We start from the raw sequence: 12,294 nt of genomic DNA, 5'->3' as shown, positions 1-12,294 counted from the left end.
CCTCTAGTTAGACAGCCGGAAAATCAATGCTTTTTCTACATGCAGTATACCCCGTTTCTTTAGATTTTACTCATTGAATGAAAATATGGCGCAGTTTTTTATGACTTTTCAATTTTGGGGCAGTCTATGACTGGAGGTGCCATGATGACAAGCGAAAAACATTCAGAACAGGAAGAAAAAAAGAAGCAGGATGATGATCAGCAGCCTGTTTCATTTACCGGCAGAATTTGCGGTATCGGATTTGCCGGCGGTGTATTTTGGAGTTTGATCGGCTATCTCGGGTATGTCTTTCATTTTTCAGAGATCAGCCCCAACATGATTCTTCAGCCGTTTATGATCGGAGAATGGAAAAAACAATGGCTCGGCACGATGGTCAGCATCGTTGTCATCGGATTCATTTCAATTGCCGGGGCGTTTATTTATTTCGTCTGCCTGAAGCGTTTTAAAACCATGTGGCCGGGGATGGTGTACGGCGTCATTTTATGGTGTGCGGTTTTTTTCTTATTCAATCCGATTTTCGAAGATGTGAAATCAGTCACTGAATTGAAATCAGATACAATCGTGACGACGCTTTGCCTTTACATTCTGTACGGTTTGTTTGTCGGCTACTCAATTTCCTTCAACTACAATGAACTTACGTCAGACAAGCTTGCAAGGGCGCTCGGCAACAAGTGAATAAGTGTATAATCCCTGTCCGGTATGGTAAAATGTTCACGAGAAGTGAACATTTTTTATGCTGAAAACCGGGCGGGGATGCTCCCGCGTTGTCAGGCGGCAGTCAAGAATCGGCGAGGAGGAGAAAGGGAATGAAACTTGAGAAATTGCGAAATCTTTTCGGTCAGCTGGATATAGACGGAATGTTGGTGACAAGCTCCGCCAATCTGCAGTATATGACGGGATTTACGGGTTCGTCAGGCCTTGCGGTCATATCGAAAGAACGTGCGGCATTTATCACGGATTTCCGTTACACCGAGCAGGCGAAGACGCAAGTGAAGGGTTTTGACATTATCAAGCACGGCGGAAGCTTAATCCAAACGGCTGCGGATACGATTCTTGAGTACGGCATTAAAAAACTCGGCTTCGAGCAAAACAGCATGACGTACGGAACATATGCATCCTACCAAGCGGTGCTGCAGGAAGCGGAGATGGTTCCCGTCGCGGATTCCGTTGAAAAGTTGCGCTTGATTAAGTCAAGTGAAGAGATTAAGATATTAGAGGAAGCTGCGAAGATTGCGGATGATGCGTTTGAACATATTCTGACGTTTATCAAACCGGGCATCTCAGAGATTTCAGTTGCAAACGAGCTTGAATTTTATATGAGACGTCAAGGAGCAGACGGCTCTTCCTTTGATATGATCGTCGCCTCGGGAGTCAGATCCAGCCTTCCCCACGGAGTGGCAAGCGGCAAATTGATTGAAAAGGGAGACTTGGTCACGCTCGATTTCGGCGCTTATTATAAAGGCTATTGTTCTGATATCACACGCACCGTCGCGGTCGGAGAGCCAAGTGATAAACTGAAAGAGATTTATCAGGTCGTATACGATGCCCAAGCGCTTGGTGTCCTGCATATTAAACCCGGCATGACGGGAAAAGAAGCGGACGCCCTGACGAGGGATCACATCACCGCAAAAGGCTACGGACAGTATTTCGGCCATTCGACAGGACACGGGTTTGGAATGGAAGTCCATGAATCACCGGGGCTGTCTTTCAGGTCATCGGCCGTTCTTGAGCCGGGCATGGCGGTAACGGTTGAGCCGGGCATATACATACCGGAAGTTGGGGGCGCAAGAATCGAAGATGATATCATCATCACTGACGACGGCAACCGGACAATTACGCATTCCCCTAAAGAATTAATTATTTTGTGATCGGAATATAGGAGGACATCAAACATGATTTCAGTTAACGATTTTCGTACAGGACTAACGATTGAAGTAGACGGCGGCATTTGGCGCGTCGTTGACTTCCAGCACGTAAAGCCGGGAAAAGGAGCGGCATTTGTCCGTTCTAAATTGCGTAACCTCCGCACGGGCGCTATTCAGGAGAAAACATTCCGTGCAGGTGAAAAAGTCGCGAAAGCTCAAATCGAAACAAAAACGATGCAGTATCTTTATGCCAACGGCGATCAGCACGTGTTCATGGATACAAGCTCATATGAACAGCTTGAATTGAACGAAAACCAAATCGAAGAAGAATTGAAATATCTTCTGGAAAATATGTCTGTGCACATCATGATGTATCAGTCTGAAACGCTCGGTATTGAACTGCCGAACACAGTTGAACTGAAAGTTGTTGAAACAGAGCCGGGAATTAAAGGCGACACGGCGTCAGGCGGCACAAAACCTGCCAAAACGGAAACAGGTCTTGTCGTAAACGTACCGTTTTTCGTGAACGAAGGCGATACGCTGGTTGTAAATACATCAGACGGCTCTTACGTGTCAAGAGCGTAGTCAAAGAAATTCGGAGTCTGCTCCTTTTACGGGGCAGGCTTTTTTTGCGTTCTGCCTGAATCTTTCTTCTATATGAAAATAGTGAGACTACTTCCGTCAGCTAGAGCATATAGTGTAACAAAATGCTTGAAGTTGGGGGATTGCAATGAAATTTTTGTTTGGTTCAATCAATTCTACTGTTTTAACGATGGCCGGTTTACGAGTTTTGTCCTCGCTCATTGAATTATCGGCCGCTATTATCATGCTTTTGACAAACGACATCAGAAAGGCGGTTGTGGTGAATAGTATTTTGGCAATCGTCGGCCCGCTGATCTTTATCATCACAATGACGATCGGCATTTATCAGATTGCCGGACAGCTCTCATATGCAAAATTAATATTGATTTTTGCGGGAGTGGTGCTGATTTTGGCCGGTGTGCATAAATAGAGGGCCGGGGTGTCATAAAGTCTGTCCCGGATCATACATTTTAAAGAAGCCAATCGGTAAAAAAGGAGGAGACTCTATTGAATGAGATTACAGAGGTTCTCCCTGAATTATTGAGAGATGCCATCTCCGCTGTGCCCGAAGAAGCGAGGCGGGATACAGAAGAAATCAGAATCCGCGTCGACAGGCCGGTTGAACTGATCCAAAAAGGACAACCTTTGTATTTGTCATATGTCTGTACGGCCGGCGACGCACAGCTGATCCTCAGCCGGCTCAGCAATTACAGTATGTACACGCTGGAAGAAGAGCTGAAAAAAGGATATATCACAATCAGAGGAGGCCACCGTGTGGGGCTGGCCGGAAGAGTCATCGTCGAAAACGGAGCCGTCAAAGGACTCCGGGATATTACTTCTTTTAATATCCGAATCGCCCGGGAGAAGCTGGGAATCGCAGAACCGCTCATTCCTTTCTTATGGAAAGAAAACTGGCTGAATACGCTGATCATCGGTCCTCCGCAAACGGGGAAAACGACCTTGCTTCGTGATTTGGCCCGGCTTTCCAGCACCGGATCAAAACGCATTCCCGCAAAAAAGACAGGTATCGTAGATGAACGTTCGGAAATTGCCGGCTGCCTGCGGGGCATTCCCCAGCACAGTTTCGGCCGCAGAATCGATGTCCTTGATGCCTGTCCGAAGGCGGAAGGGCTGATGATGATGATTCGCTCTATGAGTCCTGATGTCATAATTGTGGATGAAATCGGGAGAATGGAAGACTCACAAGCGCTGCTGGAGGCGCTCCATGCGGGCGTATCCGTTATCGTATCTGCGCACGGGTGGAATATGAAAGACTTGGTCAAGAGGCCGTCGCTGAAAATGCTTTGGGAGGAAAACGTGTTTGACCGGTATGTTGAACTGTCAAGGCGCCGCGGTCCGGGAACGATCAGCAGGATGTACGGAAAGGACGGGGAACCTGTTCCGCATGCTGAAAGCGTGATGACATGCTGAAGCTTTTGGGTGCCGTGTTTATTCTGACAGCGACGACTTGGACCGGATTTGAGATCGCCAAAATGTATATAGAAAGGCCGAGGCAGATCCGTCAGCTGCGCGCGGCGCTCCAATCGCTTGAAGCGGAAATCATGTTCGGGCATACACCGCTGCATATCGCCTCGGGACAAATTGCCGCACAGCTTTCCAAACCTGTATCGTTATTGTTTCAAGCTTTCAGCAGAAGGCTTGAGCAGGGAAGCGATTCCGCCAAAACGGCTTGGGAACAGAGCTTGAAACATAATTGGTCGTCCATGGCGATGAAAAAAAGCGAATATGATGTACTGAAGCAATTCGGAGAGACGCTCGGGCTCCATGACCGTGTTTCTCAGCAGAAACATATCAAGCTTGCGCTTACACATTTGGAAGCGGCGGAAGCGGATGCCGGACGGGCGCAGGCGAAAAATGAAAAAATGGTGAAAAGCTTAGGATTTTTAGCCGGACTGTTACTCATTCTTCTATTGATGTAAACATGAGGGGAGCAAACATAAAATGGGAGTCGACGTAAATGTCATTTTTCAAATCGCCGGAGTCGGTATCGTGGTTGCGTTTCTGCACACCATACTTGACCAAATGGGAAAAAAAGAATACGCCCAGTGGGTGACGCTGCTTGGCTTTATCTATATTTTATTTATGGTGGCGACGATTGTCGATGACCTGTTCAAAAAGATCAAAGCTGTGTTTCTATTCCAAGGATAGGGGGGCTTACAGATTGAGATTGTTCAAATTGTAGGTTTAGGCCTGATCGCCACATTTCTCTCCCTGATCGTAAAAGAACAGAAACCGACTTTCGCGTTTATGATTGTCGTCTTCAGCGGCTGCGTGATCTTTCTTTATCTCATCGACCAGATTTACGACATTATCAGAATGATAGAAAAAATAGCCGTCAATGCAAATGTCAATATGGTCTATGTGGAAACCATTTTAAAAATTATCGGCATCGCCTACATTGCTGAATTCGGAGCGCAGCTTACAAAGGATGCGGGCCAGGGAGCGATTGCTTCGAAAATAGAGCTGGCCGGAAAAATTTTGATACTGGTAATGGCCGTGCCGATACTCACCGTCATTATTGAAACGATTCTCGGACTTATTCCTTCTTGATCATAAATAAAATGGAAAGGGGGGCACAAAAAATGAAGCGCTTTCGGTGGGCGGGAGCTTTTTTGTTCATCCTCTTATTTTTTCAGACTGAATGTGTACAAGCTGCCGGAACAGACGGTGCGTCGCAGGAAACCGCAGTTCACCAAGAATCCGCTGATGAAGTGGCGAAAAAGCAGGCCGAAGCGCTGAAAACAGAAGGCATCGGAAAGTTTTGGGACGACATCATGACAGAATACGGCGGTCTTCTGCCTGAAAGCCAAAAGGGAAGCATCATCGACTTTATTAACGGAGAAAAAACGTTCTCACCGGAGGCATGGCTGAAGGCTTTATTTTCATACTTGTTTCATGAAGTGCTCGCAAACGGAAAGCTTCTGGGAACTTTGATTCTTCTCACCATTTTTTGTGTCATTCTGCAGCTCCTGCAAAATGCGTTCCAGCAGAGCACCGTCAGCAAAGTGGCTTATGCAATCGTCTACATGGTGCTGATTATTCTCGCTTTAAACAGCTTTCATGTTGCCGTCAATTATGCCAGTGAAGCAATTCAGACGATGACAAGCTTCATTCTCGCGCTCATCCCGCTTTTACTCGCGCTTTTGGCGTCTTCCGGGGGAGCCGTCTCCGCAGCTTTTTTTCACCCCGTTATTTTATTTCTGATGAATACGAGCGGCCTTCTTATTCAAAACATCGTCATGCCGCTTATCTTCCTGTCAGCGATTTTAAGCATCGTCAGCACGATGACGGATCAATATAAAGTCACGCAGCTTGCCAATCTGCTCAGAAATATCGCGATCGGCGCGCTTGCCGTATTTCTCACCGTGTTTCTCGGCGTCATCTCCGTACAGGGGGCTTCGGCTGCCGTGACGGACGGGATTACGCTCAGGACTGCAAAATTTATAACAGGCAATTTTATTCCCGTGCTCGGCCGGATGTTTACGGATGCGACGGATACGGTCATCAGCGCCTCGCTCTTATTAAAAAACACCGTGGGAATCCTCGGAGTCGGAATTTTGATCTGCATCTCCGCGTTTCCGGCGATCAAAGTGCTCTCGCTCGCTTTTATTTATAAGCTCGCGGCCGCTATTCTGCAGCCGCTCGGAGGCGGGCCCGTCATTACGTGCCTCGGCGTCATCAGCAGAAGCGTACTGTATATTTTCGCGGCGCTCGCCATCGTCTCTCTCATGTTTTTCCTCAGCATCACAGTCATTATTACAGCAGGCAACCTCACCATGATGATGAAATAAAGGAGGCCCATTGGATATGAGCTTTTTAACAGAATGGCTGACAAGCATTATTTTATTTATCTTATTCGCCATCGTCATCGACATGCTGCTGCCCAGCTCCAGTATGCAAAAATACGCAAAGATGGTTGTCAGTCTGCTGTTAATCATTGTCATGCTCAACCCGATATTCAAACTTTTCAAAACAGACCCGGAAATCATCTTCGATTATTTGACAAAACAAGAGCAATCTCAATCCGCTGATATAAAAAATCAAATTAAATCAGAAAAAAAAGAAATACAAGCATCAAACCGCGCATATGTTTTAGAAGAAATGGCTGTCCAACTAAAAAAGAAAGCGGAGGAGATGTTCAGTCATGACGAATACAAAATAGACGACATCCGCCTTACAGCGGAAGAACAGGTTCGTTCAGAAGAAGATGTAAAAACGATCAGCGTGTATATGGCCCCATCTTCTGAAAAAACCGTGCAAACCGTCGCACCGATCGACATCCGCACAGACCGCAAATACGAACCGGAAGGCGCAGCCGACAAAAAAGAGGCCGCAGACATCAAAGAAAAACTTGCGGATATATGGGAAATCGGCAGTGAGAAAATTACGGTTTATATGGAAGGCGGGGAGAAAAACGGCCATGAATAAAAACGGACTATGGACCATACTCAAAAAACAGCTGATGATCGGACAGGCGAAAGACGGAGAAAAACCAAAACTGACAAAATATCATTACTTTCTGTTCGTGTTTGTGCTCGGGGTATCTTTTATGCTGGTGAGCCAGCTGTTCTCTTCACCGGAGAATACCGGGAAGGACCAAGCGGTGCAGACCGTCATGTCCGGCCGAACGGAAGACAAAAGCGGGCAAAAAAGCGCACCCGTTTTTAAGGCATCGAAAGACGGCAGCGCAAAAACCACGATCGATGATTACGAAAGAGACTATGAAAACCAGCTGAAAGAAATCCTTGAAACGATTATCGGCGTGGAGGATGTCTCAATTGTCGTAAACGTAGACGCAACATCTTTGAAAGTGTTTGAGAAAAATAAAACGAAAAAAGACACCACCACTGAAGAAACCGATAAAGAAGGCGGCAAAAGAAGCGTAACCGATCAAACCTCTGAAGAACAAATTGTCATGATTCGAAACGGGGATCAGGAAACCCCGGTCGTCGTCCAGACGAAAAAGCCCGATATCCGCGGTGTACTCGTTGTCGCTCAGGGAGTGGACAACGTTCAAATAAAAAAAACCATCATTGATGCCGTCACAAGGGTGCTTGATGTTCCGAGCTACCGTGTAGCGGTTGCCCCTAAAAAAATCAAGGAGGATTCATAAATCATGCTGAAAAAACAAACGGTTTGGCTTTTAACAATGCTCAGTCTCGTCGTGGTATTAAGTGTTTATTATATTATGTCGCCGGAAAGCAAAAATGCCGTGCAGATGAAAAGCGAAAAAAGCAGCGGAGAAGTCGCCACTGAAAAAACGCCGGCTCCTGAAACGAAAGATAAGAGCGGAAGCGGCACGGAAAAAGAAGACGGTACAAAAGGAACGAAAGATTCTAAAGGCACAAAAGAGGATAAAGAAACATCAGCCGAAGCTTCGGACAAAGACGGATCGGTCGCCACAGAAACAGCTGATGAAAACTTATTTACCGCATACCGCATGGAGCTTGAAGACGCGAGAAGCAAAGAAAGGGAACAGTTAAACAGCATTGTTTCAAGCGATGATGCGACCGCAAAGGAAAAAAGCGAAGCCTACGATAAAATGACGGCGCTGAGCAATGCTGAAGGGACGGAAAAACAGCTGGAAACGCTGATTAAAACACAAGGCTACAAAGATGCGCTCGTGGATGCTGAAGGAGACAAAATCAACATTACCGTCATGTCTGACAAACATTCAAACGCAAAAGCTTCCGCTATCATTGACCTGGTGGAAAAAGAAATCAAGACGATGAAAGACGTCGCCGTCACGTTTGAACCGACAAAATAAGAGACCTGAACCGCCCGCACCCGCTGCGGGCTTTTCTGATGTCATTTTAGATCAGTGTTGAATTTACACAAGCGCTCCTGTAAGATAAACATAGTATGTACTTTTAGTAGCAACCCATAAATTTCTATTTTTTATACATAGGAGTGGAAACTGATGTTAAAAATCAACGAAATTCATGAACTGATAAAAAGAATCGATGAATCTTCCATCGACGAATTTGTTTACGAAATTGAAGGCGTAAGCCTCAAACTGAAAAAAAATGAAGCGCCGGCAGTGAATGTAACGGGACAAGCCCAAGCCGTTCCCGCCGCTTACGCACCTGCTCCGCAGGCTGCAAAACCGGAAGCGAGTGAAGCCGCTCCTGCTCAGGAAGCGCCGAAACAAGACGAAAACCTGCACAAAATTACGTCTCCGATGGTCGGAACGTTTTATGCTTCTTCATCGCCGGAAGCCGGCCCTTACGTAAACCAAGGTTCAAAAGTGAGCGAAAATACAGTTGTTTGTATCGTAGAAGCAATGAAACTCTTTAACGAGATTGAAGCCGAAGTAAAAGGAGAAATCGTTGAAGTGTTAGTTGAAAACGGCCAGCTGGTCGAATACGGACAACCTCTATTTCTTGTAAAAGCTGAGTAAGGAGACCTGCTATTATGATTAAAAAGCTATTGATCGCCAACCGAGGAGAAATCGCCGTCAGAATCATCCGGGCCTGCAAAGAGCTGGGCATTGAAACTGTAGCCGTTTATTCTGAGGCAGATAAAGACGCCCTGCATGTCCAAATGGCCGATGAGGCTTTTTGTATCGGGCCGAAAACATCAAAAGAAAGCTATTTAAATGTAACGAACATCGTCAGCGTCGCAAAGCTGACCGGCACGGATGCGATTCATCCGGGATACGGGTTTTTAGCTGAAAACGCCGACTTTGCCGAGCTGTGCGAGGAATTAAACGTAACGTTTGTCGGCCCTACGGCTGACGCCATTTCAAAAATGGGAACAAAAGATATCGCGCGCGACACGATGCAGCTGGCGGGCGTGCCGATTGTGCCCGGTTCAAAAGGAATCATAAAAAATACGGAAGAAGCGGTTTCGCTTGCAGGTGAAATTGGGTATCCTGTCATTATAAAAGCCACTGCGGGCGGAGGCGGAAAAGGCATCCGGGTCGCACGCACAGAAGAAGAACTGATCAAAGGCATTGAGATTACCCAGCAGGAAGCCGCTACGGCATTCGGAAATCCGGGTGTGTACATCGAGAAGTACATAGAAGATTTCCGCCATGTTGAAATTCAGGTGCTTGCGGATAATTACGGAAACACGATCCATCTCGGAGAGCGTGACTGTTCTATCCAAAGACGTCTGCAAAAACTTCTTGAAGAGTCACCGTCACCTGCGCTTGATTCTGAAATCAGGGAGCAGATGGGTGAAGCAGCGGTAAAAGCAGCGAAGGCCGTCGGTTACACGGGAGCCGGCACAGTAGAATTCATCTATGACTACAGAGAACAGCGCTACTACTTCATGGAGATGAACACGCGTATTCAAGTAGAGCACCCTGTCACAGAAATGGTGACGGGAACGGATCTGATCAAAGAACAGATCAAAGTGGCATCCGGACAGGAGCTTTCGCTCAGACAGGAAGATGTTGAATTTAACGGCTGGGCGATTGAATGCCGCATCAACGCTGAAAACCCTGCGAAAAACTTCATGCCTTCACCCGGTAAAATTAACATGTACCTGCCGCCGGGCGGACTCGGTGTACGCGTGGATTCAGCCGCATATCCCGGCTACTCGATCCCGCCGTACTATGACAGTATGATTGCTAAAGTCATCACATACGGAACAACGCGTGATGAGGCAGTCGCACGGATGAAACGCGCGCTGAGCGAATTCGTGATTGAAGGTATTGAAACGACGATTCCGTTCCATTTGAAACTGCTTGAACACGAAACATTTGTCAGCGGAGAGTTTAATACAAAGTTTTTAGAAACATATGATGTAATGGGCTCATAATTTTTGCGGGAGGTGAATTGAATGGAAGACAACAGTGTGCTTAAAATGGATCATGATGAGGCTCATTTAGGCAAGGTTGAAATTGCTCCTGAGGTCATTGAAGTCATTGCCGGCATCGCCGCTTCCGAAGTTGAAGGAGTTGCTGAAATGCGCGGCAATTTCGCCACGGGCGTCGTAGAACGCTTCGGCAAAATCAATCACGGCAAAGGCGTAAAGGTCGATTTAGCCGATGACGGGATTACCATCGACGTCTATTGCGTCGTTCAATTCGGGATCTCGATCCCGAAAGTGGCGGCAAGCGTTCAGGAGAATATCCGCCAAACCTTATTAAACATGACGTCTCTGACCATTAATGAAATCAATATTCATATCGTCGGCATTCAATTTGACACGAAAGCCCAAGAAGTCGAAATCGACGAAGAAATGTAATGAGCGTATAAAAACCAAGGGGATGGGCAGCCCTTTGGTTTTTTATACGTTTCCCGTCATTTCAGGCATGAAGAAAGCCGGCTTACAAACGGCAGCCGAGTTTCTTCATGCTGTGAAATCCGAATGAAATTAATGCGTTTTGTGAAAATATTCGGCATTAGGGTAAAAAACCTAAATTTCGACATGCGATTGAGAAAAAAATATGTTATGATCTCTTTAAGCTTAACGACAAGCGGATAAAGCGGATCTGAAGGAGAAAGAAAATGAAAAGAAGAACAGCTAGAGAAAAAGCTTTGCAGGCACTTTTTCAGATTGATGTCAGCGATATTGCACCGAACGATGCCATTGAGCACGCGCTTGATGGTGAAAAAACAGATGCCTTCTTTGAACAGCTGGTGTACGGAGTGATCGAACATCAGGTTCAGCTTGATGAAATGATTTCCGGCCATCTCGTCAATTGGAAGCTTGACCGGATTGCAAACGTAGACCGCGCGATCCTGCGTCTGGCGGTGTATGAAATGGTTTATTCTGACGACATTCCTGCAAACGTGTCATTAAACGAAGCAATCGAGCTGGCAAAACGGTTCGGCGACGATAAAGCTGCAAAATTCGTAAACGGGGTTCTTTCTAACATTAAAACTGATATCGAATCATAGGAGGAAAGAAAATGACTGCAACAATCATCGACGGAAAAGAAACGGCTAAAGAAAAACGCGAACAATTGGCAAAAGAAGTAGAAGAGCTGAAAGCACAAGGCGTAGTGCCTGGATTGGCGGTCATTTTAATCGGAGACGATCCCGCTTCTGTTTCATATGTGACAGGCAAGAAAAAAGCCGCTGAAACAATGGGAATGAAATTTAAGCTTGACCGCTTTGACTCAAGCTTAACCGAGGCGGAGCTTTTAACAGTGATTGATCAGTATAATCAAAATCCGGAATTCCACGGCATTCTCGTCCAGCTGCCGCTCCCGGATCATATTTCTGAAAAAGCCGTAATCGAGCGGATCTCCCCTGATAAGGATGTTGACGGTTTCCACCCTCTCAACGTCGGGAAAATGCTGCTTGGCGAAGATACATTTCTTCCATGCACGCCGCACGGAATTGTCGAGTTATTGAAAAAGACGAACGTAGATCTTTCCGGCAAAGAAGTTGTTGTAGTCGGACGAAGCAATATTGTCGGTAAACCGGTCGGCCAGCTGCTGCTGAACGAAAACGCGACCGTCACATATTGCCATTCCCGGACGAAAAATATGTCTGAGCATACGAAAAAAGCAGATATTCTTGTGGTAGCGGTCGGTAAAGCGAACTTCATCAAAGCCGATCAAATCAAAGAGGGCGCCATTGTCATTGATGTCGGCGTCAACCGTCTCGAAAGCGGAAAACTTTGCGGAGACGTTCAGTTTGATGAAGCGAAAGAAAAAGCATCTTTCATTACGCCGGTGCCGGGCGGAGTAGGTCCGATGACCATCACAATGCTTGCGCATAATACTGTTAAATCTGCCAGACGTACGTTATCATAGATAACCGGAGACAGTCACAAAAAGTGTGACAATGAGCACGATACCCGCTTCTTAAGGCTCCTTTCAGCCAGAGCGGGTTTTCTTAGTTTAGGGCAAAAAGCCTTTATGAAA

At 46.4% G+C, this 12,294-nt stretch carries 17 protein-coding genes; all 17 read left to right on the top strand.

Going from position 1 to position 12,294, the window contains the following annotated elements; genetic code table 11:
- The first annotated feature begins 144 nt into the window (after positions 1-144).
- On the top strand, positions 145-675 hold the full coding sequence (locus AC3WTF_RS14360; protein ID WP_003153121.1) for a YqhR family membrane protein: 531 nt from the start codon (positions 145-147) through the stop codon (positions 673-675).
- Between the two features lie 131 nt (positions 676-806).
- Entirely contained in the window at positions 807-1,868 is a 1,062-nt protein-coding gene (locus AC3WTF_RS14355; RefSeq protein WP_129004181.1) for a M24 family metallopeptidase, read from the top strand.
- Positions 1,869-1,892: 24 nt separating this feature from the next.
- Entirely contained in the window at positions 1,893-2,450 is a 558-nt protein-coding gene (efp, locus tag AC3WTF_RS14350; protein ID WP_003153123.1) for an elongation factor P, read from the top strand.
- A 145-nt stretch (positions 2,451-2,595) separates the two neighbouring features.
- The gene (locus AC3WTF_RS14345) at positions 2,596-2,877 is read left to right on the top strand and encodes a YqhV family protein (RefSeq protein ID WP_003153124.1); all 282 of its coding nucleotides are present in this window, start codon (positions 2,596-2,598) and stop codon (positions 2,875-2,877) included.
- Between the two features lie 77 nt (positions 2,878-2,954).
- A complete protein-coding gene (spoIIIAA, locus tag AC3WTF_RS14340; RefSeq protein ID WP_007408342.1) occupies positions 2,955-3,878 on the top strand; it encodes a stage III sporulation protein AA in 924 nt (307 codons plus the stop codon).
- A complete protein-coding gene (gene spoIIIAB / locus AC3WTF_RS14335; RefSeq protein ID WP_032870611.1) occupies positions 3,872-4,387 on the top strand; it encodes a stage III sporulation protein SpoIIIAB in 516 nt (171 codons plus the stop codon). The genes spoIIIAA and spoIIIAB overlap by 7 nt, the downstream gene beginning before the upstream one ends.
- 22 nt (positions 4,388-4,409) lie before the next feature.
- Positions 4,410-4,616, top strand: a complete 207-nt coding sequence (gene spoIIIAC / locus AC3WTF_RS14330) for a stage III sporulation protein AC (RefSeq protein WP_003153142.1) — start codon at positions 4,410-4,412, stop codon at positions 4,614-4,616.
- 12 nt (positions 4,617-4,628) lie between these two features.
- Entirely contained in the window at positions 4,629-5,018 is a 390-nt protein-coding gene (gene spoIIIAD, locus AC3WTF_RS14325) for a stage III sporulation protein AD (RefSeq protein ID WP_071392571.1), read from the top strand.
- Positions 5,019-5,050: 32 nt separating this feature from the next.
- Positions 5,051-6,259, top strand: a complete 1,209-nt coding sequence (gene spoIIIAE, locus AC3WTF_RS14320) for a stage III sporulation protein AE (RefSeq protein ID WP_003153145.1) — start codon at positions 5,051-5,053, stop codon at positions 6,257-6,259.
- 16 nt (positions 6,260-6,275) lie between these two features.
- Positions 6,276-6,896, top strand: coding sequence for a stage III sporulation protein AF (spoIIIAF, locus tag AC3WTF_RS14315; RefSeq protein ID WP_003153146.1), 621 nt, complete (start codon positions 6,276-6,278; stop codon positions 6,894-6,896).
- A complete protein-coding gene (spoIIIAG, locus tag AC3WTF_RS14310) occupies positions 6,889-7,581 on the top strand; it encodes a stage III sporulation protein AG (protein ID WP_007408345.1) in 693 nt (230 codons plus the stop codon). Before spoIIIAF ends, spoIIIAG begins: the two co-directional genes overlap by 8 nt.
- A 3-nt stretch (positions 7,582-7,584) precedes the next feature.
- A complete protein-coding gene (locus AC3WTF_RS14305; protein ID WP_007408346.1) occupies positions 7,585-8,235 on the top strand; it encodes a SpoIIIAH-like family protein in 651 nt (216 codons plus the stop codon).
- A 153-nt stretch (positions 8,236-8,388) separates the two neighbouring features.
- Positions 8,389-8,868 (top strand): acetyl-CoA carboxylase biotin carboxyl carrier protein, encoded by a 480-nt coding sequence (accB, locus tag AC3WTF_RS14300; RefSeq protein ID WP_007408347.1) that lies wholly within the window; start codon positions 8,389-8,391, stop codon positions 8,866-8,868.
- A gap of 14 nt (positions 8,869-8,882) precedes the next feature.
- Entirely contained in the window at positions 8,883-10,235 is a 1,353-nt protein-coding gene (gene accC, locus AC3WTF_RS14295) for an acetyl-CoA carboxylase biotin carboxylase subunit (protein ID WP_007408348.1), read from the top strand.
- Positions 10,236-10,256: 21 nt separating this feature from the next.
- Positions 10,257-10,664, top strand: coding sequence for an Asp23/Gls24 family envelope stress response protein (locus AC3WTF_RS14290; protein ID WP_003153156.1), 408 nt, complete (start codon positions 10,257-10,259; stop codon positions 10,662-10,664).
- A 263-nt stretch (positions 10,665-10,927) separates the two neighbouring features.
- Entirely contained in the window at positions 10,928-11,320 is a 393-nt protein-coding gene (gene nusB / locus AC3WTF_RS14285; RefSeq protein WP_007408349.1) for a transcription antitermination factor NusB, read from the top strand.
- A gap of 11 nt (positions 11,321-11,331) precedes the next feature.
- Positions 11,332-12,183: a bifunctional methylenetetrahydrofolate dehydrogenase/methenyltetrahydrofolate cyclohydrolase FolD gene (gene folD, locus AC3WTF_RS14280; protein ID WP_007408350.1), complete on the top strand. Its 852-nt coding sequence runs from the start codon at positions 11,332-11,334 to the stop codon at positions 12,181-12,183.
- Positions 12,184-12,294 lie beyond the last annotated feature (111 nt).

The sequence above is a fragment of the Bacillus sp. EB106-06-01-XG163 genome (assembly GCF_058791615.1).
The sequence above is the reverse complement of the archived record's forward strand: the minus strand, read 5'-3'. Positions and strand labels throughout refer to the sequence as shown.

Excerpts from the sequence above, each read along its gene's own strand:
- spoIIIAG (WP_007408345.1), top strand. The coding sequence starts at position 6,889 with ATGAATAAAAACGGACTATGGACCATACTCAAAAAACAGCTGATGATC.
- accB (WP_007408347.1), top strand. The coding sequence starts at position 8,389 with ATGTTAAAAATCAACGAAATTCATGAACTGATAAAAAGAATCGATGAA.
- spoIIIAB (WP_032870611.1), top strand. The coding sequence starts at position 3,872 with ATGCTGAAGCTTTTGGGTGCCGTGTTTATTCTGACAGCGACGACTTGG.
- spoIIIAC (WP_003153142.1), top strand. The coding sequence starts at position 4,410 with ATGGGAGTCGACGTAAATGTCATTTTTCAAATCGCCGGAGTCGGTATC.
- accC (WP_007408348.1), top strand. The coding sequence starts at position 8,883 with ATGATTAAAAAGCTATTGATCGCCAACCGAGGAGAAATCGCCGTCAGA.
- AC3WTF_RS14355 (WP_129004181.1), top strand. The coding sequence starts at position 807 with ATGAAACTTGAGAAATTGCGAAATCTTTTCGGTCAGCTGGATATAGAC.
- spoIIIAE (WP_003153145.1), top strand. The coding sequence starts at position 5,051 with ATGAAGCGCTTTCGGTGGGCGGGAGCTTTTTTGTTCATCCTCTTATTT.
- AC3WTF_RS14360 (WP_003153121.1), top strand. The coding sequence starts at position 145 with ATGACAAGCGAAAAACATTCAGAACAGGAAGAAAAAAAGAAGCAGGAT.
- folD (WP_007408350.1), top strand. The coding sequence starts at position 11,332 with ATGACTGCAACAATCATCGACGGAAAAGAAACGGCTAAAGAAAAACGC.
- AC3WTF_RS14345 (WP_003153124.1), top strand. The coding sequence starts at position 2,596 with ATGAAATTTTTGTTTGGTTCAATCAATTCTACTGTTTTAACGATGGCC.
- spoIIIAF (WP_003153146.1), top strand. The coding sequence starts at position 6,276 with ATGAGCTTTTTAACAGAATGGCTGACAAGCATTATTTTATTTATCTTA.
- AC3WTF_RS14305 (WP_007408346.1), top strand. The coding sequence starts at position 7,585 with ATGCTGAAAAAACAAACGGTTTGGCTTTTAACAATGCTCAGTCTCGTC.
- efp (WP_003153123.1), top strand. The coding sequence starts at position 1,893 with ATGATTTCAGTTAACGATTTTCGTACAGGACTAACGATTGAAGTAGAC.
- AC3WTF_RS14290 (WP_003153156.1), top strand. The coding sequence starts at position 10,257 with ATGGAAGACAACAGTGTGCTTAAAATGGATCATGATGAGGCTCATTTA.
- nusB (WP_007408349.1), top strand. The coding sequence starts at position 10,928 with ATGAAAAGAAGAACAGCTAGAGAAAAAGCTTTGCAGGCACTTTTTCAG.